This window comes from Rheinheimera sp., from assembly GCF_037442345.1.
Lineage (GTDB): Bacteria > Pseudomonadota > Gammaproteobacteria > Enterobacterales > Alteromonadaceae > Pararheinheimera.
On record NZ_JBBIQL010000001.1, the window covers coordinates 133,024 to 155,609 of the forward strand.

Genomic DNA, 22,586 nt, shown 5'->3' on the forward strand with positions numbered 1-22,586 from the left:
GAAAAAACTGGCAACAGCTTTGCATAAACTCCGGCGGATTAACCAGGCAGTACCGCTGCAGAAGTTGGTGTATGCAAGAATTTCTCACCCAATATAAAAATGAACTCAAACTCTGTTTTCAGAATGTCGGCCATCACGAAAGCCAGTTACAGCAACTGAACAGCTGGTGGAGCAAAGTCAGCCTGATTGGCAAAATTAACTGTCTGAAAGTGGGATCCACCATTCTGGACAGCATGGATGAAACGCGGCAGCGTTTTGAGGAACTGCAGCAGGATCTGGTTGAACAATTGCTGCTGGAGCAAGGACGTAAACAACTGCAGGCCGATCAGGCTTCTGTGCAGCTGGCGCTGGATTTACTCACCCGCAACCTGTTTGAGCGCACCGCCGATATTGGCTTTCTGGCCAAAGATGCCGTCCTGATCCGTTACCTGCAGCAACAAGACAGCAGCGACACCGCCCAGTTGCAGCACCACCTGAGCCTGTACTGCAGATTCTATTCTGTCTATGACGATGTGCTGCTGTTCAGCCCGGATGCCCTGCTGCTGTGCCGGCTGCAAAGTGACAGGCCTGACCCCGGCCGTCCTGAACCTTATGTGCTTCAGGCGCTGGCGCAGCCCGGACAGTTTCAGGAATACTGTGGTCCAAGCGCCTTATTTAGCGAGAAAGACTGTGCCCTGCTGTACCTGCAGGCCGTAACCGACAGTGCGGGCACAGTGCGTGGCGTCTTGTGCCTGAGCTTTAAATTCAGCAATGAACTTCAGGCCATCAGTCAGCAACTGTTGCCAGAACAACAGGGACAGTTTTTCCGGCTGGTTGGGCCCAAAGCCCAGCTGTTATTTCAAAGCGCAGCTCACCAGAACCCTGCCGGCTTGCTGCCGAAACGTTGCCTGCAATCTTTGCAGGGCGAACCTTATCTGGTCAGCCCTGCACAAAGCCAGGGCTACCAGGGCTATGTGGGGCCGGGCTGGCAACTGCAGCTTTGGACGCCGTTAAAACTGCTGAACCAGACAGTGGCAGCAAGTGCCGGGCTGGCGTTGGACCCTGGCGCTTTATTTCCTCAGTTGCAGCAAATCCGCCAGGATTCGCTGCGGGTCAGTGACGAGCTGGATCTGATCGTGCTCAATGGCGTGATTGCCGCCGCCCGCAAAGCTGCCACCGAGTTTGTGCCTGTGCTGGATGCCATTCGCGGTATAGGCCGTCATATGCATCAGGTGTTCAGCAGCTCGGTCAGCGAACTGAGTCAGACGGTGCTGCAAAGCCAGCTGCAAGAACTGCAGACCATGGCCGTGCAGGCTGCTGATATGCTGGAACGCAACCTGTATGAACGCGCCAATGACTGCCGCTGGTGGGCACAAAACCCCCGCTTTCGTCAGGCACTGCAACAGCCGGCGATCCGCGCTGAGCTGCAGCAGGAACTGACTGACGAACTGCGCTATATCAATCAGCTGTACAGTGTTTATGCCGGTATTTATCTGTTTGATCAGCAGCAGAACATAGTGGCGGCCTCTGTGCCCTCCCTGCTGCAGCGGCTGCCGGCGTCAGCCGGTGCCGATGCCTGCCTGCAACTGGACTCGGCAGCGCTGTACCATGTCAGCCCGTTTCAGCCCAGCGAGCTTTATCAGGACAAGGCCACTTATGTGTATCAGGCGGCAATATTTCCCATAAAGGAACAAAAACCTGCAGGTGGCATTGCGTTGGTGTTCGACAGCGCGCCCCAGTTCAGTGCAATGTTAACGGATGTTCTCCCCAAAAACGGGCAGCATACTAGTCGCGATGGCTTTTCCGCCTGCTTTATTGATGCCACAGGCAAAGTTGTATCGACCAGTGCAGAGCAGCTCTGGCCGCTGCTCAGCCAGCTGGATTTACCTGCAGGGCTGCTGAGCAAAGCACTGCAGGGCGCCTGCACTGAGAAAATCAGGTTGCAGCAACATGACTGGTTAGTGGCGATAGCGCCGGGCCGTGGCTACCGCGAGTTTAAAACCACCGACTGTTATCGCCAGCAAATTTACGCCTGCTTTTTTCTGCGTTGCTGAAATAGCGGCCCCAGCGGTTCAGATGCCGGTCCGGCTGCGGGCTGGCTGATCGTTCCGGCCAAAAAAGCATCAAACCTGCCAACCTGGGTTTTCCTGTCCAATTCTGTGGCGCTGATTCTGCGGATGCTGTCTGGATCAGACTGGCCCTGTTCATCATTTTTTTCAATGACGACCATTTAATTAAATAGTTTTATCGGAACGAAGACTATGGATAAACTGCCGTTATTGAGCTATCTGCCGTTATTGAACACGCAGAAACTGCAAGTCAGCACGATAAATTGAACATTTTGCTCAAGCGAAGGTCGATACGTGGCTGGCTACAGATTGATTTCCTGTGTTGTAAGACCTGGTTACCCTGTACTAGCGCAAGCGGTTACCACTATCTCCCTGGACCGCTTTTTTCGCCCGGCTTATTGCCGGGCTTTTTTTTACAGCGTTGTCAGTTCGACACTGTGCTGGTTTTATTCCACAGATTCTGGTGTTTGCCGTAAGAAAAATACTCGTCCGGATACCAGCATTTGGGCAGCAGATCCATATTCTTGCGCTCTTCAAAATTGGACACCAGTTTGCTGAGTATTTCCAGCAGCCGCTCTTTGCTCATCACTTCCAGTTTTTTCCGCGCCTGCGGGAAGTACAGGTTGTTCTCAACACTGATCACCAGATTTGATGCTGTCTGACTAAAGGTCAGATTGCGGGTGGCCACCCGGCAAATAGGCATATCGGCAGCGGCCGGATACAAAGACACCACAATGGCATACTCGTATCTGTCCATATCACGCTTGTCGGAGTCTTTTGGAATATAGGTAATACCAAAGCCCTGCGGAAACATGCCGGTGATTTGCAGAAGGGCTTCTACTGCAGCCTTGTGGTAATAGCCACGCTCCACCCCACTTTGCAGCACCAGAGCCGCTTTAGGTAACGATTCGTAGTTGTGGTTCGCTTTGGTTGACAACACCACAGAGGTATAGATTTGCGGAATTTTCAGCAGATTGCCCACCCCACCTTCTGGCTTGATGGCGTTCTTCAGCAAGGTAAACACAAAGTTCAGCTTGTCCTGCTCGTTTTTATTAAACAGGTCGCGCTCTTCTTTGGAATTGCCGACATAGCGGTCGCAGGCCAGGCCTTTGACCACGTAGTTCAGGGTTTCCTGATAGTTGATCTTCAGTAACTCCACCCTGTCTGCGTCGTCCAGTACGCGAAACTCATTCAGGTCCCCCTCGGGCCCCCGCAGAATCTGCAACGCTTCAGGATGGAAAGTGCCAATATCCTGCAACAGCGCCGCCATCAGCAACGGGATCTGAACATCGTGTTTAAAAGGCGAATACTGCCCACCGTACCCCATATCCGGTAAGTCCAGTTTTTCCTTTTCTGCTCTGACTTTCGCCAGTACATAGTCATTCTGCAGTTCATTGTCGAGCAGTAACCTGTCCAGTAAACGCAGGCTCAGAATACCTTTGTATAAATGTTTATGCCGCTGATTCACCGACGCCATGTATTTACCGGAACTGGGGGATAACAACTGAATGGTGCCCAAGAGTTTGGAGCTCAGCTGGTTGGTCTCTTCAAAACTGTCGCCTTCTGACAGCTCCAGTATCGCCAGACAAATGGCTTTCAGTGCTCTGAACCGCTCAACCCGGCTGTCATCCAGCATGCGCAAATAAAGTTTGTACGCCGAGGTTGCTTCTGCCAGTTGTTTTTGCAGTGCCTCACTTTTTTCACCCTGCTCCAGTTTCTGTTCCAGTTGACGAATTTGCAGCACCAGTTGCTGGTGCTTCTCTTCCTGCTGTTTCGCATGACGAAAATAGTCGGTTGCCACTTCATAGACGGAATCATTGATCGGGGTCAGATCATGGATTTTGCTCAGCAAGGTTTTGACTGTTTTAACATAACCGGATTGACTCTGGGCTCCATTGGACATACGAACTGATATTCCTTGATTATGAATAAGTTACGATTTCTGATTATAGCAGCAGTTCTGCCTCACTCTACTCCGCTACTTCGGACCCCACAGGATCGTCTGCCGCTTCTGGCAGCATGTCTGGTTGCATCAAGGCGGCCATTTTCTTTTTGGTCTGAGGTTTGGCATTGAGTAGCCTGGACCAGAAATAAGTGGATAAGTCGCCCACCAGATTGGTTTCTGCATTAATCAGCACCACCAGACCCACACCTTTTTGTTTCGAATACGCCATCTCGGTACGGTAACCTTTGACCCAGCCGCCGTGATAAAACACTTCATTGCCGGCAAAGTTAAAAATTCTGAGCCCTAAGCCATAATGCGACGTGCTGACATACTGCCCCCAAGTGCGGCCACCTAAATCATTGGCAACCTTCACTCGTTTTTGCCGCACATCCTGCAGCATCACAGGCGATAACACAGCCGGATATTGCCCCAGCTGTGCCATCAGCCATTGACTCATATCCATCACACTGGCGTTCACACCAGCCGCCGGGTTCACCCGGTAATAACTGGGATTGACTTTGGTTTCAGCCCAGCCCCGTTTGACCCGAATATGAGGCATGGCCCGGTTTTTCGACGCCAGAAAAGCCGAATACCCCACTGAAGCGGTCGGCATTTTCAGTGGCTTAAACAACTTTTGTTCCATCAGGCTCTCAAAACTCTGGCCTGTGGTTTTCTCCATCACAGGTTCAATCAGGCTGAACATCACATTCTGGTAACCGTAACATTTACCCGGCGTGCAACGCGGATTCAGGTAGCGGAATTTCGGCAGGATCTGTTTAGGGGTCTGGTTCGCTTCGATCAAATCATCGTAGGTATTGGGAAACACCCCTGTACTTTGCGACACCAGATGCTCCACTTTCAGAGCTTTGGTCTGGCTGGCACTTTTAAAGGAGAACGCCGGAACATAGCGGGTGACAGGGTCCTGCCACTGAAAGCGGCCCTGATGCACCAGCATAGATGCCAGCTGCCCGGTAAATGTTTTGGACACAGACGCCAACCGGAACACCGTATAAGCATCCACCCTGGCTTTGCTGCCAACAGAGCGCACACCATAGGCTCCGACTTTTATAATTTGATTGTCTTTGACAATGGCATAGGCCGCCCCCGGCACATTGGCCTTTTTAAGTTGCTGCCGGAAATGTTGGTCAAACTCTTTGGCCAGCTGCTCCACCGGCGCCGCCACAGACTGGAGGGAAAACAAACAGAAGGCGCCCGCCAGTAATACAGTTAATCTCACACCAGAACCCTTAATTCGGAGCATCGCCCCTGCTGTTAGTCATGTTTTGCATCAGCTGGTACTGCTGCAAAAGTTCAGGAATTTGTTGTTCTGCCAGCTGTTGCAACTGGGCCGCACTGACCTGCTCAGGTTGCCACGGCCCCACCGCAAAAGGAGCCAGTTGCGGCCCGGCTAAATAAACCCAGGCATTCTGCCATTGCTGATTGGCATAGACCCGTACCAGCTCACGCCGGTACAAACCGCCGTCGATTTCTTCAAAAAAGTCCAGAATAGCCAGGTCCTCTGCCGTCACACCGGATAACAGCACACCCACTTGTTCTGCCTGGCTGTCGGCCATCAAGACAGGGACTGAACCCGCATCCAGATCTTTACTCAAGCCAAAACGCCGGTAGCCTGGTAACAGCGCCTCTGACTGTTGAAAGTCGTGCCCGGTCAGCGCTTTGGTGATCACAGGAAAGGTCAGCAAACCATAAACAAACAGCTGTGTGCAGTCCGGTTGAGTCATAAGCGGGTCTCCAGATGCCTCAGGGTCAGAAAAAGCCGTAAATCAAACTCCAGTTGATGATACTGGGGTTCCATGTGCTGGCACAATTGGTAAAAAGCTTTGTTGTGATCTTTTTCCTTCAGATGCGCCAGCTCATGCACCACCACCATCTGCAACAACGACAAAGGCAGTTTTTTAAACAAAGCACTGATACGGATTTCATTTTTTGATTTCAGCTTCGAGCCCTGAACCCTGCTGATCTGACTGTGCAGCCCCAGGCTGTTATCCAGGTGTAATTTGGCATCAAAGCAGACTTTACTGATCGGGGCGCTCGATTTCAGATAACGCTGTTTCAGCTGTTGGGTCAGTTGATACAGTGCCTGGTCGGTCTGGATACTGTGCTGGCGTTCAGGGTAACGCCCTTGCAGCACCTCAGCCAGCCGGCCTTGCTCCACCAGCTGCATCACTTGCTGCTGAATACCGGCCGGGTAAGCCGCCACATAACGTAAAGGGTCAAACGACATCAAAACAGACTCCAGCAAAAACTACAGGCAGTGTAATGAATTTTGCCTGCGGGTCCAGCCGGACTTTAAGTTTAACCAGCCGCAGGTTTCAACCAGCTGCGCAGTGCAGCGCTCGCTCACTGCTGCGAATAGCCAGGATCTGGCCCTGCTGCCCACGCACCAGCTCAACGGTTTGCCCCTGCCGCCAGCTCTGATCCTGACGTAACTGTTCCGCCAACTGCTGATCCAGCTTCACCAGCAACTGGTCACAAACCGCTACCTGCCACTGCTGCTGTTCAAACAACAACTGCCCTACCAGCGCCTGTTGTTGCGCTAAGGTCTGTTTTGCCTGTTCATACTGCTGATAACGCTGTTGCCAGCGTTCAGGCTGCTCGGAGTCGGTATGTTCAGTGAGCTGATGCAATTGCACTTGGTGGTAGCCTGCCTGCTGCACTGTCTGAATTTGGTAATAACTGTCCTGCTGCCAGACATAAGCCAGTGCCAGTATCGCCAGCACAGCTGCGGCTGCCTGGGGCCAATAGTGCGGCGATTTGCTGCGCCGGTTTAACCCTGACAATTGCTGCTGCAACTGAGCAGGCATAGCTGCTGTGGCTTTGTCTGCCTCATACAACTGCTGCAGTTTGTTATCAAGCTTGCTCATGATCCACTCCCAACTGTTGTGCCATAGCGGTTTTGGCATAACGCAGACGGCTTTTGATGGTTTCTTGCCCCACCTGACAAATGTCGCTGATCGCCATCAGACTAAAGCCTTCCAGCTGTAACAGCAGAGCTTCACGTTGCACTCTGGGCAAACCAGCATTAGCCCTGCGAAACCGCTGCTGCTCCTGAGCCAGCTGCAGTTCCAGTTCAGGTTGTTCAGCGGCTTCTGGCTCTACCGGTTCATGGAACCAGCGCCAGCGCTGACGCCGGCGTATTTCATCCTGCAACAGGTTACGCGCAATGCTGAAGAGCCAGGTTTTAAAACTGCTTTGCCCCTCGAACTGATAGCGCGCTTCCATCACCCGCAACCAGCTTTGCTGGCAAATGTCAGCAGCCAGATCCGCGGGGCATTGCCGCAACAGAAAGTAATACAGCGGCTGCCCATGCATTCTGACTAATGTCGCCACATCCTGCGAACCACGCTGTGTTGCCTTATGCAATTCCGGTTCAGCACAGCTGTCTCTGACTTCTGCAATTCTGCTTATGCTGTCCATACCCACCTCCACTGCGACTACTGAGCATCCAGGCCAAAATCCAGTTGCACCACCAAACCATGTTGGGCCACGGCTTTGCCTTCTGTCATTTGTGGCTGATATTTCCATTGCTGTAAAGCCCGGATAGCTTCACGCTCAAACACCCGTTTTGGTTCTGCCTCCAGCACCTGAACATTGGTGACCTGGCCTGCACTATCAATGGAATAACTCAGTTTTACCCAGCCCTGAATACCGTCTCGGGCGGCTTGCACCGGGTATTTCGGTTCAATCCGTACCAGGGGCAAAGCAGCTTTGTCCTGTAATCCTGCTGTAGGATCATCCGAAAACGAAGGCGGTTCGATCCGTGGAGGTTCGGTGACAAGTTCAGGGCCAGTCCCTTCACCCCCAATGTTTCTTGCAATCACAGGTGGTTGTACCGGCGGCGGAAACACAGGCAAAGCAGCTTTGTGTTTTTCTGGCTCTGTGTCAGGCCTGATCAACGAAAGGACAACAGGCTCTGAATTGATATGGAACACAGGAACAGCGTGCTGGCCCAATAAGGTCTGCATCAGTACAAATAGAAAAAAAGTCACTGCTGCGGCACCAGTAATAGCGACAGCAAATTGCTGACTGGTTTTCGCTTGAGATATGCTCATCATCATTCTTCTCCATGGCTTGTTTGTGAATTAGACGAACCAGCCGGCTAAAAGGGGTTATCAGCGGTGAAAAAATTAATAGTGTTGTTGTCTGTTGCAACCTGCCTGCAGCTGCAGGCCTGGCCGCAACAGATTGTGGTGGTGCGTCACGCGGAAAAACAGCCCGGCAGTCCAGACCCAGAGTTATCACTGTGTGGCCAACAACAAGCGCTGGCCATGGCGGCTCTGGTGCCAAAGCCTGTCAGCCAGGTCTGGCACACAGGCCTGAACCGAACCCGCCAGACCGCCGAGCTGATGGCATCAGACTGGCCAGATGCCAGACTGGCTACTTACCCGGCAGCAGATTTCAGTGCCTTAATGACCGCCTTGCAGCAGACGGAAAAGAACAGCCTGATCGTAGGGCACAGCAATACAGTACCGGATTTATTGCGCCAGCTCAGCGCCCAGGCTGCACCTGAATTGACAGAGCAGGATTATGGCCAGGTTTTCATATTGGAACGCCAAAACCAAAGTTATCAGTGGCGTATGGCCGCGGTACAGCCAGCGGTGCTCTGTCAGAAGAAACCTTGATATGCGGGGCAATCCATGCAGCCGTATTGCCCCGGTTACGGATTGGTTATTTGCGAAAACGCTCGACCAGTTCGTGTAATTGCTCGGATGTCGCCTGTAAATCCCGGCCCAGCTCACTGACCGCATTGCCGTTTTTCAGGGAGCTGGCCGCCAAATCAGAAATACTGACCAGTTGCTGATTGATATCCTCAGCCACATGAGACTGCTCTTCCACCGCTGCCGCCATCTGGCCAGCCATAGTGGCAATACTGGTCACTGCCGCGGTAATACCAGACAACATTTGTTCTGTCTGATTCACCTGTGCCACGCCCTGCTCTGCATCTTGTTGCCCACCCTGAGCCACCAGTACCGCCGCTTTGGCTTTGTCGGACAACTGCTGAATAATGCCAAAAATCTCTTTGGTGGAGTTTGTGGTGCGGGACGCCAGCTGGCGTACTTCGTCAGCCACCACAGCAAAACCACGGCCCTGATCACCGGCCCGCGCCGCTTCAATAGCGGCATTCAATGCCAGCAGGTTGGTTTGTTCCGCTATTTGTTCAATCATCTGTGCTGCTGAAACAATAGTGGAGGTTTGCTGCGCCAGGTCCCCTACCGAGCTGCTGATGTTATTCACTGTGTTTTGCAGCTGTACAATAGCCTGGCGGGCCTGACCTGCCACCTGCGCCCCTTGCCGCGCCAGTTGATCTGCATCATCCGCCTGTGTGGCCGTGTCCTGCACATGGGCAGACACTTCAGCAATGGTGGTGGTCATTTCATTCATCGCCGTCGCGACCTGCTCCGTCTGTTGTTGCTGCTGACGGATACTGTCGGCCGCTTCGACGGACCGTTTCATCACATGGCTGGACTGTTTGGCAACTGTGGTCGATGAGTCTTCAATCCGGGTAATAACCGCATTTAAGTGCGCCAGCTCGGCTAATAAGGCCACTTCCAGCTTGCCAAGCAAGCCACTGTCTTCGGTGTAAGACAACACCGCCAAATCATCCATAAATGGGCTGGGGTTCAGCGACTTTAATTTGCCCAGCGCCCCTCTGTAGCGGCTGACCCCTAATAAAATGGCGGACAGGGTACTCAGTAAAAAACCACCCGCAGCCCAGGCCGCACCTTGCCAAAACCACAATAAGGCACTGATGAGTACCAAAGCCAATGGCAACAGTTCCCACATCATGTCGTTTGGCCATTCGGCACTGACCTGGCGCATTGTTTTACCCTGATTAATCGCCTGATACAGTGCATCAGCCCGGCTGACTTGCTCCCGGCTGGGCAAAGTACGTACAGATTCATAACCCACCACTTTGCCATGTTCTGTGATAGGAGTGACATACGCATTCACCCAGTAATAATCCCCATTTTTACAGCGGTTTTTCACCAGCCCCATCCAGGGTTTTCCTTGCTGTAAATAGCCCCACATAGTGCGAAAAGCCGCTTCGGGCATATCGGGGTGCCGCACAATATTGTGCGGTTTCCCTATTAACTCTTCCCGCGAAAACCCGCTGATCGCAACAAAAGCATCGTTAACATGCTGAATGCTGCCTTTGATATCGGTTGATGAAATCAGTTGTTGTTCTTTGGGAAAGGTCCGCTCTACTGCAGTGACAGGCAGGTTCTTACGCATCCTTGCTCTCCTTGTTTTGAGCTAAAAATTAATCAGAGATATGATAATTCTGATAAAAACTAGCAGCAGTTCAGAAACAAAAACAGAAAATAGGGAAATTATTTTTTGCTGAGCAATACAAGCACTTCGGCATGTTGGCTATGCGGGAACATATCAAAGAGGCGGGCCCTTATCAGACGGTAGTCCAATGTCAGCTGGGCTAAATCTTTTGCCAGGCTGTGAGGGTTGCAGCTGGAATACAAGACATAAGCTGGTGCCAGCTGCAGCAGTTGCTGGCATAGTGCCGGTCCTAAACCACGGCGTGGCGGGTTGACCAGCAATAAATCCGGAGCCTGCTGCTGCGCCATGGCAAAGGCATTGGCATCCAATGCCATAAATTCCGGCTGCTCCAGTTGCAGTTCAGCGGCTGCTTTGCGGGCACTGGCAATGGCCGAAGCGGATATTTCAATGCCCGTCAGTTGAATGCCGGGCCTGCTGCTGGCCAAATGCAAACCAAAACCACCCACACCACAAAACAAATCCCAGACCGACTGCAGCGGCAAGTGCGCCGTCCAGTCCACAGCGCTTTGGTACAAGGCTGCCGCCACGTGTGGGTTGGTCTGAAAAAAGCTTTGCGGAGCCAGATACAAAGGCACCTGATTCAGCCGTTCCGCCAGATACAGCTGGTCCGTCAGCAGAATTTCGGTCTCCCCTTCCAGTTGTGCCATAGGCACAGGCTGCAGATTGACCGAACAGAGCTCCAGTTCTGGCCATTGTTGCTGTAGCCAGGGCAAATGTTTACGAATGGACGCCAGATGGTTTTGTGAGCGCAACACAAACCTCAACATAAAACGGCCACTGAAACTCGACTGACTGAGCAAAATAAACTTCAGCTCGCCGGTGCGCTGGGCGACCTGGTAAGGCTGCAGCCGGGCACGCTGAATAAACTGCTGCACCAGTGCAAAGGCGGATGAAAACGCCGGCGGATACAATAAACAGGAGGTTAAATCGACCGCTTCGCCAGAGCTTGACGTCAGCCCCAGTACTGGCTGCTCGCTGGAACCCGACACCACCATTTTGGCTTTGGTTCTGAACGCCGACTGCTGGCTTGGAAAAGGAGCGTCCACCTGATCGGGTGAAAAAGGTTCAAGCAACCCAAGCCATTGCTGTTGTTTGTGCTGCAACTGCTGTTGATAATCCAGCTCTATTTCCGAGCAGGAGCGACAAAGCCCTGCAGTAAATTGCGCACAATACACCAGAAATTCCCGCCCGAAAAAAAGACGGGCTAGTGTAAACCAGCCCGCCTGCCTTCCGCCAGCCTGATCAGGGCTTGAGGTGTTGCTGTAAAAAACTCAGCACAGTATCAAAGTATTTTTTCCGGTTTTGTGGGTCATAAAAGCCGTGGCTTTCATCATCAAATTCTAACCACTGATAAGTTTTGCCCTGTTTATCCAGTGCGGAGCGCAGCGCCTGAGCCTGACTATAGGGCGCCCGTTTGTCGCGTTTGCCATGAATTAGCAGCAAAGGCGCTTTAATAGTGCTGGCCCGGTGTGTCGGAGAAAAAGCGTTCAACAGCGCCGGATCAGTCCCCAATACCAGGTCAAGATAAGCGATACCGAAAGAACGCAAGGGTATATCCCCATCGGATTTCATCAGCTCCAAATCATAAACACCGGCAACACCAATAGCACAACGGTACAGTTCAGGTTCCACAGCCGCAGACTGAATGGCTGAATAGCCCCCAAAAGAGCCGCCCATAATGCACACTTGGTCGGCACTGGCAACGCCCTGTGCTATCAGATAACGAACCCCTGCGCTGATGTCTTTTTGGATAGCGCCCCCCCACTGCAGATAACCGGCCTGCTGGAATTCGGCGCCGTAGCCGCCTGAGCCACGATAATTCACCTGCAACACGTTGTAACCACTTTGACTCAGTAGCTGTACTTCTTCGTTAAAGCCCCAGTAGTCGCGCACACCATGTGGACCACCATGCACCAAAACCACCAGGGCTTTACTTTGTGCTTTATTCGCTTTGGTCAGATACCCCTGAATAGGCAACCCATCGAATGAGGTGTAGCTGATAGCTTCTGTTGTCGACCATTTGTGTTGCAGCAACTCTGGTTTCCGGTCTAACAACTTGCGTAGCGAATTATCCTTTTTCTGGTACAAGTAATAAGCCCCGGAACTGACGTCGCTGTATGCATAAATAATCCAGGTATTATCATCTGAACTGCGGCTGGTAATGGTCAGCACTTCGCCCGGAAATGCTGAGACCAGTTCTTTAAACAGCTGGCTCTCTACCCGTTTTTTATCCAGCAAGACATAATCCGGATAACCGTCATCTAAGCGCAATGCATAAGGCTGTTGGTCCTGTTTGGTCAGCTCAACATCCGTAATGCCGACTTTTGCATCGGTGAAAATGGTTTTGCGTTGACCTTGAAAATCCATCCTACTCAGAGCTGGCATCGGAGTGTCTTTCTGATCAAGTAAAATCAAGCTGTCATCCGATGCGCTGACGGCCACAACTTTGACCGCTTCACCAAACCATTGGGCTGGTAATTTAGTCCATTGATCCTGTTCCCTGAGATAGACATCTTGCAGGTAATTTTTGGTGGTCGTGACCGCCACCCTGGGCTCTCCCTGCGCGTTGGTAATAATTCTGGAATAAGGTGCTGGCGCAGCAGCAAGACGCTTAGTGGCACCAGTGTAGACGTTCAGCTTCAGGATCTCGGCCATCCCATCGCCGCTGGCACTCCAGTTGGTGGCGGTGATCAGAATAGTGTCGTCATCTTTCTCCAAGGTATCCACCACACGCCCCCAGGCGCGACGCCCTTCTTTCGCTTTAAAACGGGTTCCTATCTGCTGCTCTCCGGCACGGTAACCAAAAATGAGTTCCGACTTTTTGCCGTCGTAATTGACCGCAAACAGTTCACCGTAAAACAGCGGTTCTTCGCTCCAGGGGCTCGATTCCGCTAACTCAATCACCACACGCTCGTTATTCACCCACTGATAACTTCCAACCTCCATCAAGCCGGGAAATTTAGCACTCCCTACCATCTGAAAGCCGTCCAGTGCGATAAAGAGCAATGCGCGCCTACCTTCTACCCGTATTACCGCGGCCAGATGCTTGCCATCCGGTGATATTTTGACGTCGGTGTAGGTACTATGCTGAGCCAACAATGTGGTTAAATCAGGTTCATTCGTTTTTGCTGCACCAGGTTGTGCAAACAAGAAAAACAAAAACATAAAAAAAGAGGCGATCACTCTCATAAATTCCATTTATTCCTTTATCCAAAACAACTTCACTATCGAGCAACAACCTAACAAATTTTCACATCATTTTAAATAGAGCAATTGCTCTGGAGTAATTCTCCATTGCCAGAGCTGCATCATATCGGGCCCCTTCATCCCGCATAAACGCATGTTCAGCATTGTATTCAAACCAACTGAACTTCACCTGAGCTTCTGTCAGTTGCCGGTAAATCTCAGCACGGCCTGTTGCTGGCACATGCGGGTCTTGTTTGCCCCAAACCATCACCAGTTCGGCTTTTATCTGTGGACTAAGCGCCAGAGTTTGCTTTGAAGTCAGCGTGGGCAGCGTGTCACTGTGCAAATCTGTGGCATACAGGCAATAGGCGGCTTTCACTTGTGGCTGCAGCGCAGCCCGAAACGCCAGATGCCCCCCAATACAGACACCAAAGGCGCCGACTTCCGGGCGGACATACGGCAGGCTTTGCAGATACACCAGCATGGCCTGATTGTCGGAATCGTACTGCTCCAGCGGTTTGCTCCATTTGTCCTGATTGCCTTTGTCTTTACCGGCGTCGTCGTAAGCCAGCACAGTGCCTGCCGGGTTTAATTCATGGAAAATTTCCGGCACCAGCACCACTAAACCGTGAGACGCCAACAGAGTGGCGGTTCTGCTGATTGGCGCCGTCTGCTGAAATATCTCCGAATAAAACAACACCGCCGGATAACTGCTACCGGATTGTGCCGCCCCACGGGGCTGGTACTGATAGACCCGCATCGGGCCTGTCGCTGTATTGAGCGTGAGTTGCTGTTGTTCAACCTGCATAAGAAAGAATCCCCAAGATGTCTGGCCGTTTATAGTAATTAAGCACCGCACCACACACCAGAGTGCAGGTGGATTTTGATTAATTCGGCATTCAGTCTCGGCCACCTACACTGGCCGATATCAACTAAGGAGAATATTTATGCAACAACAGCCTTGGCTCGCCGCCGCTATTGTCTCTGCTGGTCTGGTTGGCGCTGCCGTCATCCTGGGTCATGCCGTGCTGGATTTTCGTGCCATGGAACGGGTGGTACAGGTCAAAGGGCTGTCGGAGCGGGAAGTGGCCGCCGACACCGTGATTTGGCCGGTGAAGTTTAGTGATGCGGATAATGATCTGAGCAAACTGGTGGCCAGCATTGAACGAAAAAATGAGCAGGTGCAGGCGTTTTTAAAGTTGCAGGGGTTCAGCCAGAATGAAATTTCCGTTGCCCCCCCTCAAATAGTCGACCGGCAGGCCGGCTATTACGATCCCAACACCCGGCAAATGCGCTACAGCGCCACCTCGACCGTCACTGTGTACAGCAGCAATGTGGATTTAGCCCATCAGGCCATGACCCGTTTACTGGAGCTCAGTAAAAGTGGCATCGCCATCGCCGGTCAGGATTACGACAGCAAGGCCGAGTTTATTTTCAACGGCCTGAATGAGATCAAACCCGACATGATTGAAGAAGCCACCCGCAACGCCCGCGAAGTGGCCAGCAAGTTTGCCACCGACTCCGACAGTCAGCTTGGCAAAATTAAAACCGCCAGCCAGGGCCAGTTCAGCATCAGTGACCGCGACAGCAATACCCCTTACATCAAAAAAGTACGGGTCGTTGCCACCGTGGATTATTACCTGTCGGATTAAGGAGCCATGCCATGAAGAAGTTAAGTCTTAGCCTTGTGCCATTTATTGCCGTGTTCTTGTTATCCGGCTGCGCCGTATCCGGCCCCAGTGTCTGAATCGAGCCTCCACGCCTGTACGTACCTGCAGTTGTGGTTGAACCTGCCCCAGCCGTAATTGTGGTGGAGGAGCGCCATTACCATCGCCACCATAAAAAACACAAACGCAATTATCACCCTTGCCACAGATGTGATGATTAACAGAAAAAAGCCGCTGAATTCAGCGGCTTTTGCATACGGAACTGCTGTTATTTCAAACCTGCCTGCTGTAATACGGCCTTTAACTGCTCCAGCGGCACCAGCTTCAGGTTCTGGCCTTGTTCTGGCATCCTGTTGCGGCCATCCTGCACCACAATCACCCCCTGTTCAAAACCAGGCCCCAGATCCAGGGTGGAAAGTTCCAGACCATCGGTTTCCGATGAACCATCGATCCCCAGTTGTGGGTTCAACCGAATACGAAAGCGTAGTACTGCATCATAAGGTGCTGTGGCTTTATAGAGCACATAACTGTCATTGCCCTGACTGGACACCAGCAGATAAGGCTGGTCCGCCTGCCATAACGCCAGGCCTTCCACATCGGCCACCAGCATCTGACCATCGGCTTTGATGATCTGCGCCCCCTGGGGTGTGGCATTGGCGCGGGCGTCAAAACGCCAGATACCAACATCTTCTTCACCCACAAACAGCTGATGCTGCTTATCGTCCGCCACACAACCTTCTGGCTGCGACGGCACCTTCAGGCGACGCACCAGTTGGCCGCTAAGGCCCTGGTCTGACGCCTTGATTTCATACTGGGCCACAGTGCCGTCTTTGCTGTTGGCAAACACATAAAACGCTGAGGTACCGGCTGGCTGATACATACACAAGCCATAAATATCCTGCAGTTGGGTCGCTATACGGGCCAGTGTGCTGACTTTGCCCTGCGCGTCGATGCCAAACAACTGAATACCATTGTCTGCTCTGGTGCTGGCTGATGCCAGCGCCAGGGTCTGGCCCTGATAATGGAAGCCATACCGCAGGTCCACATTATTCACCCGGCCGACCGGCAAAAACTGCTGCTGTGCGCCTTGCATGTTGTACACCGCCAGGCCTGCTCTTTTGTCGGTGGCCAACAGCAGGCTTTTCGCCGGATCGCTCGGGTGCTGCCACACCGCCGGGTCGTCTATCGCATCGCCGCGGTAACTGACCGCCGCCGTCTCCAGCGTTGGGCTTAACTGATAAAAAGCTGGTGTAACACCTGAACCTGGCATCTGCCCGGCTTTGTCTGTGCTATTGAGCTGACTCAGTCTGGAGGCACGCGCCCCGGCACTGAGCCCTTGTTGTGTCAACTGCAGCACCTCAGGTTCTTCCAGTGTTAAAGGCTGCCTGACAGGTGCCTGTTCCAAAGCCCCGGCCCGGTAACGCAACAACACAGCAGGCTCTGCTTGCAGTGCCAGCAAGTCCCCTTCAGCCGTCAGCTCCAGCGCTTTGATTTCGCCGCTCAGATGACCTTTTGGCGCCCGGACGTCAATCAGCTGGCGGTCTTCCGCCTGCTCCAGCTCGGCCGAATAAGCCCACAGTGCGGTATCGCCTTCAGCCAGGTACAACAGGCCTTTGTGTTGATCAACAGCACAGGCGCTCGCATTGGTCGGCAGGTTCAGGCGGCGCACCGGCAACGCTTTTTCCAGCCATTTGCCGTCCTGCGCCAGCAACCATTGCTCGCCAGTGCCGCGGTCACCTATTAAAAACAAACTCAACTGTTGGTTGGCCTGGCTGTAGTACCAGCACAGGTCATCCACCACCAGTTCAGTGCTGGTTTGCTGCAGGATCCGGGCGGGTTGTGCCGCTTCTTTCTGGCCCACCAGCACTTGATTGGTTTCAGTATCCACCGCAGCAAACCAGCTGTGTTGTGCCCCTTGCAGCAACTTAAAGCGTTCAAAACGACCGGCCCACTGACCTATCACTTTGCCCTGATGATCACGCAGCTGTACGGCCTCATCCCCCGGCAGCACAGTAAATTCAGCAGTCACCAGTTGCACCTCAGGTGCAGTGGTGGCAGTGGCACAAGCACTCAGACACAGCGCCGCCAGCAGCGTCAATTTATGAGAAAAAACAGTCATCCGGCTCTCCTTACCAACGGCTCAACTGCACACCAACAGCAAAAGTGCGGCCATATTCTTCGTACTGCGCATTAAACTGGCGCGTGCCTGTGTAGTTGTAATAAGGCTCATCGGTCAGGTTCACCGCATTAAAGTACAGCTGCAGTGCCGGGCTGACTTTGTATTTGGCACTGAAATCCCATTGCAGCTGCGCGTCGGAAAACAGGTCATAACGTGCATCGTCCAGCTCCGCTACTTCCACCAGATACTCTGACTTGTAATTGGCCGCCAGGCGCAGACTCCACTTTTCATCTTCATAACCCACAGCCAGGTTGGCGGTGCGGTCTGACTGGCTGGGCAGGTCAATATCCCGCACCATCAGTTCCCCGTCATCGTACCAACTAATCTGCGCCTCAGAACCGGTCAGGGTCAGGTTGGCGGACACCAGAAAATGCTGCCAGAAGCCACCCAAAGCGTTCAGTTGCTGCACCAGGTTCAGCTCCAGACCATAAAGACTGGCATCGTCCCCATTGACATAAGTTTCAGCGGCGCTGAAATCAGCGTACTCGCCATGGCCGGCTAAATCTGTGGCATAAATAAAGTCTTTAATGTCTTTGTAAAACAAGGTCGCCGACAGCACACCCAACGCGTCCGGGTAATACTCCACCCCCACATCCAGGTTGGTGGAGCGCAGCGATTTCAACGCCGGGTTGCCAAAACTGGCTTCCAGTTCATCGTCATCTTCTTCCAGTAAAAAGGCCGGAGCCAACTGGGCAAAGTTCGGCCGCACCAAAGAGCTGGTGGCCGCAGCGCGCAGCAGGCTGTTGTCGGACAACTCAAACTTACTGATCACTGCCGGCAACCAATGGGCTTCAGAGCCGCTGTAACTGCGGGGGCTGAACTCTTCATTGGTGTCGTCGTATTGACTGCCGAAGGCGTCGCGCTGTTCATGCTCATAGCGGCTGCCCGCCAGCACCTGCCAGCCATCGCCCTGCCAGTTGCCCTGCAGGTAAGCCGCCTGGATCTGTTCATCCACGCGGAAATCGTTGATTTGTGACTCCACCTCGTCCAGATAATCGCTGTTGTCCAGTGTATTCAGCATGGCCATCAGCCGATCCGGGTTGATGGCGGGGCCAAAGCGGTCCAGACCATAACGGGCGTTGCCGGTGCTGTAATCGGACAGACTCAGCGCACTGATACCCGCATCTTCGAAGTCTTCAAATAACCAGAGGCTTTCGTCCGCTGTTTTTTTACGGTCACTGAATTTGGCACCGGCTTTTACTTCCACTGCGCCCCAGTGGGTCAGCAGCTCACGGCCTAAATCCAGCTTGAAGTTATGTTCACGTTCTTCGGTGCGGGTGTCCGCCACTTCCACTTCATTCAGCTCATAGCTGCCCGCCTGATAAGCAGCCTCTGGCGCCTGCAGGCGCAACACATCGCGGCCGCTGAAACTCACCCCCTCATCAAACTCCGCAGCAAACTGACCATCCGCCAGGCTGTATGGTGTCACTTCGTCCGCCTGGCTGGCCCCGGCTTCCAACGACCAGAACCAGACATCCAGTTGCTGTTTCATCCCCAGCACCACAGCGCTGATGCTCTGGCTTTCTTCACGGGCTTTAATACCCCGCACCAGTTCAGCGCCACTGTCGGCACCGGCCAGCACAGGGTCGCTGAATTCAGTCAGTAAGCTCTGACGCACTTCGGTGTCAACAAATTCGCTGTAGAGGGTGCGCAGGTAGTAGTCGGTGTCGCCGCCTGGCCGGTAGTCCAGATTCAGCGCTGCGCCCTGGCGTTTGCGGCTGATGCTGTACTGGCGCTGTTCAAACTCTTCCAGTGCCTCGTCATCCAGCTCCCAGCTGCCGCCGGTTTCCACGTTATCGGATCCAAAGTCGCGGTCGGCATAAGAGGCGGAAAAAGCCACGCCCAATGCATCCTGATCAGCCCCTATATCAAAAATGCCCGTCGCCACGCCTGAAACTTTTGGGCTGGTTTCGCTTTGTTGCTGGTTGTAACTGCCCTCAGCGCTCAGGCTGTAAAAATTGTCGCGCCGGTCAAAAGCCGAAATGGCTTTAATATCGACGGTGCCGCCCAAAGAGCCGGCCGCCTGTTCAGGGGCAATGGTTTTGCTGACTTCGACAGAAGCCAGTAAATCGGACGGGATCACGTCCAGCGCCACAGCCCGGCGGCCTGCTTCCGGCGCAGCCAGCTGAGTGCCGTTGTAAGTGACCGTATTGTAATCCGGTGCCAGACCGCGCACCCGGATAAAGCGGCCTTCGCCCTGATCCGGCTCCACCGACAAGCCGGCCAGACGGGCCAGAGATTCACTTAAGTTTTTATCCGGAAACTGCCCCAGTTCATCTGTGGTCGCCACACTGACAATGCCGGTGGCAAAACGCTGCTGACTGAGCGCTTTACTGGCCGAGTTCAGCTGGCCCTGCACCGTCAGTTTATCAATATTGGCATCGACACTACTCAGGCTCAGATCACCCAAGACCAGTGAGCCATTGAGCTGGACCTGCTGTTGTTGCTGTGAGCGACCGGCGTAACTCAGCACCAGCTGATAATTGCCCTCGGGCAGGTTGGTAAAAGCAAAGCGGCCATCATGGCCTGTGACTTTGCTCAGCTTCAGTGCCGGAATACTGACCTGAACACCGGCCAGCAGCACCTCGCGGCTGTCGAGCACCCGGCCTGATAATTCAGCCGCCAGCACAGGTGAACTGCAGCTAAGGGCTACAGCACTGGCCAGCAGGGCCTTTTTAAAACCTCTGGTATTTCTATGAAGCACAGACATAACTATTCCCTGATCCTATTGAAAAACAATAAGCATCAGTCTGCTGTCGGACTGTGACAGGCCAAAGTCGGCCAGCGCCGGTCCTGCGCAAAAAAGACCCGGTCTGTTTAGCGCAACAGAAGGAATGGCTGTCATGTTTTTGTCATCCGGCCGGCGCAGACTGGTTTTTTTTGTATCACTGACCTGATTGAATCCCCTTATGACCAGTACCCATCCACGTAAACTGCTGCTGACCTTCAGCCTCTGCCTGCTGTCTTTGGTACTGGCGCTGCAAAGCGGCGATTTAAAACCTCTGGTGCGCATTGACTGGTTTGACGTTTTGGGGGAAGGCAGCAGCTTTTTAGTGGTGCTGGCCTGGCTGTTACTGGTGCTGTTCAGCAGGCCAGCCGGCCCTGTCACCAACGGCCTGTACGTCGGTTCTTTGCTGCTGGTGTTGTCCTACTGGCTGAACCTGCTGGATGAATTTATTGCCTACCCGGACAGCGAGCGCTTACTCAGCTGGCTGGAATCTATTCCGGCGCCCATTGGCATGCTGATCCTGACCATAGGCCTGATAGGCTGGCACCGTGAGCAGCGGCTGATTAATTCACAGCTGACCGGCCGCGAGCTGCATTTACGGGCCCACAATTTACTGGACCCACTAACCCGGCTGTACCGGCGCAACTACCTGCTGCAGGCCATACGGCGTGAACAGGCCTTGCAGGCTGAACATCAGCAGCCGTTTTGCCTCTGGTTGCTGGAGCTGGATGAACTGAAAACCCTGATGCAGCAGCAAGGGCTGGCGGCCAGCGAACAACGCCTGCAGCAACTCGCTGAGCTGCTGTTACTGCAGTTCAGGCCGGGGGATTTAGTGTGCCGCCTTAGCAGCCACAGCTTTGTGGTGCTGATGCCACAAACCAAGGTCCGTACAGCTGGCGTCCTGACAGAGCTGGCGGTCCGGCACCTGAACAGCAGCCTGAAACTGCAGGCCTGGCGCAGCGCCTTGAGCTGTCAGACCAAACAATCCCCCCCGTCTGCCGAAGACGTGCTGACAGAGTTGCAACAGCAACTGCAGCCCCAGCAACAGACAGAGCTGTGGAGCCTGCACTGATGTTGCTCTGCCCGCATGAACCCAGCCTGCTGTTCAGTGCTGTCGCCAAAGACATGCTGCAGTGCTGTGTGCGGCGTGGCTTTCATCTGCAAAAACTGCTTAAAGGCACGCCGCTGTTTCCGGCCGATTTAGATCAGCCACGGCTGAAACTCAGTGTGCAGCATTACCTGCAACTGGTGGACAACTGCCAAAAGCTGTGGCCCGGGCCTGAGCTGGCGCACCTGACCGCACAAAGCTGGCTGCACCACCACCCACATCCGTTGCTGCAGTTGCTGCAGCATTGCCAGACCCTGCCCGAAGCGCTGCTGCTGTTTGTCCGTTACCAAAGCCTGCTGTTGCCGCTGTGGTATCCCAGGTTGCAGCGCCAGCACGGCATGGTGCGACTGGAACTGCGCCCGGCACTGCAACTGGGGGCAGCCCGGCCTTTTATTGAACATCTGCTGTGCAGTTTTTTGACCGGCTTTTTTCAGCGCGAATTGGGCCAGGCCCCAGAAAAAATCAGTATGACCTGGCTATCGGATAACCCGGACTGGAGTTACCCGCTGGAATGGGGGGTGCAGCCACAACTGGCGGCCAACTGGACTTTAAGCTGGCCAACGCACTGGCACCGGCAGCCGCTGCCATTGGCCTGCACCAGCCGGAAAAAACTGCAACTAAGCTGGTGTCAGACTTTGCAACAAAGCCTGCCGCCATCTCAGGGGCTGTGGCAACAAACCGAACAACTGTTATTTGCCCAGTTACCGGATCTGCCCGCTCAGGAACAGGCCGCCCAGCACCTGGGCATGGCGCTGAGCCGTTATAAACGTTTATTGGCGCAACAAGGCTGCAGTTACCAGCAGCTCTGTGATCAGGTGCGCTTTAGTGTGGCCTGTGACGCCATGGCCCAGGCACTGCCAAACCGGCAACTGGCGCTGCTGTTAGGGTATTCAGATGAACACAACTTCAGGCGGGCTTTTAAACGCTGGGCCGGGCTGTTGCCCAGCCAGTTGCGGGTTTTGCTTTAACCTGTGGGCTCAGAGTATCACTCTGCCCCCAGAGGTTAACCCCCACTGTCAGCGGGCGCCGGTTTTGCCATGCAGGGCCTGGCCGTCAAACTCCACCCCATCCCAGCCGTACTGCATAAACTGGCGGATATTCTGATGATCAGTGCCGGTCGGTTGTTCCAGCACGTCCTGGCGGTAATAGTCACCAAACATCTGCAGGGTTTGAGGTTCAGACAAACGGTGCAATAACGCGAACGCGAGAATTTTGCAGGAACCGTTATTCTGCCCTGCCGCATTCAGTTGATCGCCATTTTTAAAGGCGGTTGGCGTAAAATCGTACAAAGCATCAATCAGGCTGATGCTCTGACTGAAACTGATGCTGTCCGGGTCTATCGTCAGTTGGCGAAAAAAATCTTCAAGCATGGGTCAATCCTGATTAAAGTTTGTACAAATCCGGCCGATA

At 53.5% G+C, this 22,586-nt stretch carries 19 protein-coding genes; 5 read left to right on the forward strand and 14 right to left on the reverse strand.

Going from position 1 to position 22,586, the window contains the following annotated elements; translation table 11 throughout:
• Window positions 1-71 precede the first annotated feature (71 nt).
• The gene (locus WKJ04_RS00645) at window positions 72-2,033 is read left to right on the forward strand and encodes a hypothetical protein (RefSeq protein WP_337878653.1); all 1,962 of its coding nucleotides are present in this window, start codon (window positions 72-74) and stop codon (window positions 2,031-2,033) included.
• Between the two features lie 439 nt (window positions 2,034-2,472).
• Here WKJ04_RS00645 and WKJ04_RS00650 read toward each other — a convergent pair whose 3' ends face one another.
• From WKJ04_RS00650 to WKJ04_RS00680, 7 genes are all read right to left on the reverse strand, one after another.
• Window positions 2,473-3,951, reverse strand: coding sequence for a hypothetical protein (locus tag WKJ04_RS00650; protein ID WP_337878654.1), 1,479 nt, complete (start codon window positions 3,949-3,951; stop codon window positions 2,473-2,475).
• A gap of 67 nt (window positions 3,952-4,018) precedes the next feature.
• Entirely contained in the window at window positions 4,019-5,230 is a 1,212-nt protein-coding gene (locus WKJ04_RS00655) for a serine hydrolase domain-containing protein (protein WP_337878655.1), read from the reverse strand.
• A gap of 10 nt (window positions 5,231-5,240) precedes the next feature.
• Window positions 5,241-5,735 carry a gamma-glutamylcyclotransferase family protein gene (locus tag WKJ04_RS00660; protein ID WP_337878656.1) on the reverse strand — a complete coding sequence of 165 codons (495 nt, stop codon included), beginning with the start codon at window positions 5,733-5,735 and terminating at the stop codon, window positions 5,241-5,243.
• A complete protein-coding gene (locus tag WKJ04_RS00665; RefSeq protein WP_337878657.1) occupies window positions 5,732-6,238 on the reverse strand; it encodes a M48 family metallopeptidase in 507 nt (168 codons plus the stop codon). The genes WKJ04_RS00660 and WKJ04_RS00665 overlap by 4 nt, the downstream gene beginning before the upstream one ends.
• 88 nt (window positions 6,239-6,326) lie before the next feature.
• A complete protein-coding gene (locus WKJ04_RS00670) occupies window positions 6,327-6,878 on the reverse strand; it encodes a hypothetical protein (RefSeq protein ID WP_337878658.1) in 552 nt (183 codons plus the stop codon).
• Window positions 6,865-7,431 (reverse strand): sigma-70 family RNA polymerase sigma factor, encoded by a 567-nt coding sequence (locus tag WKJ04_RS00675; protein ID WP_337878659.1) that lies wholly within the window; start codon window positions 7,429-7,431, stop codon window positions 6,865-6,867. The genes WKJ04_RS00670 and WKJ04_RS00675 overlap by 14 nt, the downstream gene beginning before the upstream one ends.
• A 17-nt stretch (window positions 7,432-7,448) precedes the next feature.
• On the reverse strand, window positions 7,449-8,069 hold the full coding sequence (locus WKJ04_RS00680; protein WP_337878660.1) for an energy transducer TonB: 621 nt from the start codon (window positions 8,067-8,069) through the stop codon (window positions 7,449-7,451).
• A gap of 63 nt (window positions 8,070-8,132) precedes the next feature.
• Between WKJ04_RS00680 and WKJ04_RS00685 the strand changes: the two genes are divergently transcribed.
• Complete coding sequence (locus WKJ04_RS00685; protein ID WP_337878661.1) at window positions 8,133-8,636, forward strand: histidine phosphatase family protein; 504 nt, start codon at window positions 8,133-8,135, stop codon at window positions 8,634-8,636.
• Between the two features lie 46 nt (window positions 8,637-8,682).
• Here the strand turns inward: WKJ04_RS00685 and WKJ04_RS00690 are convergent, their stop codons facing one another.
• From WKJ04_RS00690 to WKJ04_RS00705, 4 genes are all read right to left on the reverse strand, one after another.
• Window positions 8,683-10,248, reverse strand: a complete 1,566-nt coding sequence (locus WKJ04_RS00690; RefSeq protein WP_337878662.1) for a PAS domain-containing methyl-accepting chemotaxis protein — start codon at window positions 10,246-10,248, stop codon at window positions 8,683-8,685.
• Between the two features lie 98 nt (window positions 10,249-10,346).
• Complete coding sequence (gene rlmC, locus WKJ04_RS00695; protein WP_337878663.1) at window positions 10,347-11,483, reverse strand: 23S rRNA (uracil(747)-C(5))-methyltransferase RlmC; 1,137 nt, start codon at window positions 11,481-11,483, stop codon at window positions 10,347-10,349.
• Between the two features lie 67 nt (window positions 11,484-11,550).
• A complete protein-coding gene (locus WKJ04_RS00700; RefSeq protein WP_337878664.1) occupies window positions 11,551-13,506 on the reverse strand; it encodes an alpha/beta fold hydrolase in 1,956 nt (651 codons plus the stop codon).
• Between the two features lie 52 nt (window positions 13,507-13,558).
• Window positions 13,559-14,302, reverse strand: a complete 744-nt coding sequence (locus WKJ04_RS00705) for a dienelactone hydrolase family protein (RefSeq protein ID WP_337878665.1) — start codon at window positions 14,300-14,302, stop codon at window positions 13,559-13,561.
• 139 nt (window positions 14,303-14,441) lie between these two features.
• On the opposite strand from WKJ04_RS00705, the gene WKJ04_RS00710 reads away from it, so the two are divergent.
• Complete coding sequence (locus WKJ04_RS00710) at window positions 14,442-15,146, forward strand: SIMPL domain-containing protein (RefSeq protein WP_337878666.1); 705 nt, start codon at window positions 14,442-14,444, stop codon at window positions 15,144-15,146.
• Between the two features lie 283 nt (window positions 15,147-15,429).
• Here the strand turns inward: WKJ04_RS00710 and WKJ04_RS00715 are convergent, their stop codons facing one another.
• Entirely contained in the window at window positions 15,430-17,280 is a 1,851-nt protein-coding gene (locus tag WKJ04_RS00715; RefSeq protein ID WP_337878667.1) for a phytase, read from the reverse strand.
• A gap of 10 nt (window positions 17,281-17,290) precedes the next feature.
• The gene (locus tag WKJ04_RS00720) at window positions 17,291-20,050 is read right to left on the reverse strand and encodes a TonB-dependent receptor (RefSeq protein ID WP_337878668.1); all 2,760 of its coding nucleotides are present in this window, start codon (window positions 20,048-20,050) and stop codon (window positions 17,291-17,293) included.
• 199 nt (window positions 20,051-20,249) lie between these two features.
• Between WKJ04_RS00720 and WKJ04_RS00725 the strand changes: the two genes are divergently transcribed.
• Both WKJ04_RS00725 and WKJ04_RS00730 read left to right on the forward strand, forming a co-directional pair.
• Entirely contained in the window at window positions 20,250-21,140 is an 891-nt protein-coding gene (locus WKJ04_RS00725; RefSeq protein ID WP_337878669.1) for a diguanylate cyclase, read from the forward strand.
• Window positions 21,140-22,144, forward strand: coding sequence for a helix-turn-helix domain-containing protein (locus WKJ04_RS00730; protein WP_337878670.1), 1,005 nt, complete (start codon window positions 21,140-21,142; stop codon window positions 22,142-22,144). The genes WKJ04_RS00725 and WKJ04_RS00730 overlap by 1 nt, the downstream gene beginning before the upstream one ends.
• Before the next feature lie 48 nt (window positions 22,145-22,192).
• Here WKJ04_RS00730 and WKJ04_RS00735 read toward each other — a convergent pair whose 3' ends face one another.
• Window positions 22,193-22,546 carry a HopJ type III effector protein gene (locus WKJ04_RS00735; protein WP_337878671.1) on the reverse strand — a complete coding sequence of 118 codons (354 nt, stop codon included), beginning with the start codon at window positions 22,544-22,546 and terminating at the stop codon, window positions 22,193-22,195.
• Between the last annotated feature and the right edge of the window lie 40 nt (window positions 22,547-22,586).

What these genes read in the sequence shown, in the direction of transcription:
- WKJ04_RS00700 (WP_337878664.1), bottom strand. Translation starts at nt 13,506, where the DNA reads ATGGAATTTATGAGAGTGATCGCCTCTTTTTTTATGTTTTTGTTTTTC.
- WKJ04_RS00715 (WP_337878667.1), bottom strand. Translation starts at nt 17,280, where the DNA reads ATGACTGTTTTTTCTCATAAATTGACGCTGCTGGCGGCGCTGTGTCTG.
- WKJ04_RS00670 (WP_337878658.1), bottom strand. Translation starts at nt 6,878, where the DNA reads ATGAGCAAGCTTGATAACAAACTGCAGCAGTTGTATGAGGCAGACAAA.
- WKJ04_RS00690 (WP_337878662.1), bottom strand. Translation starts at nt 10,248, where the DNA reads ATGCGTAAGAACCTGCCTGTCACTGCAGTAGAGCGGACCTTTCCCAAA.
- WKJ04_RS00650 (WP_337878654.1), bottom strand. Translation starts at nt 3,951, where the DNA reads ATGTCCAATGGAGCCCAGAGTCAATCCGGTTATGTTAAAACAGTCAAA.
- WKJ04_RS00730 (WP_337878670.1), top strand. Translation starts at nt 21,140, where the DNA reads ATGTTGCTCTGCCCGCATGAACCCAGCCTGCTGTTCAGTGCTGTCGCC.
- WKJ04_RS00725 (WP_337878669.1), top strand. Translation starts at nt 20,250, where the DNA reads ATGACCAGTACCCATCCACGTAAACTGCTGCTGACCTTCAGCCTCTGC.
- WKJ04_RS00645 (WP_337878653.1), top strand. Translation starts at nt 72, where the DNA reads ATGCAAGAATTTCTCACCCAATATAAAAATGAACTCAAACTCTGTTTT.
- WKJ04_RS00665 (WP_337878657.1), bottom strand. Translation starts at nt 6,238, where the DNA reads ATGTCGTTTGACCCTTTACGTTATGTGGCGGCTTACCCGGCCGGTATT.
- WKJ04_RS00735 (WP_337878671.1), bottom strand. Translation starts at nt 22,546, where the DNA reads ATGCTTGAAGATTTTTTTCGCCAACTGACGATAGACCCGGACAGCATC.
- WKJ04_RS00680 (WP_337878660.1), bottom strand. Translation starts at nt 8,069, where the DNA reads ATGATGAGCATATCTCAAGCGAAAACCAGTCAGCAATTTGCTGTCGCT.
- WKJ04_RS00720 (WP_337878668.1), bottom strand. Translation starts at nt 20,050, where the DNA reads ATGTCTGTGCTTCATAGAAATACCAGAGGTTTTAAAAAGGCCCTGCTG.
- WKJ04_RS00675 (WP_337878659.1), bottom strand. Translation starts at nt 7,431, where the DNA reads ATGGACAGCATAAGCAGAATTGCAGAAGTCAGAGACAGCTGTGCTGAA.
- WKJ04_RS00660 (WP_337878656.1), bottom strand. Translation starts at nt 5,735, where the DNA reads ATGACTCAACCGGACTGCACACAGCTGTTTGTTTATGGTTTGCTGACC.
- WKJ04_RS00705 (WP_337878665.1), bottom strand. Translation starts at nt 14,302, where the DNA reads ATGCAGGTTGAACAACAGCAACTCACGCTCAATACAGCGACAGGCCCG.
- WKJ04_RS00710 (WP_337878666.1), top strand. Translation starts at nt 14,442, where the DNA reads ATGCAACAACAGCCTTGGCTCGCCGCCGCTATTGTCTCTGCTGGTCTG.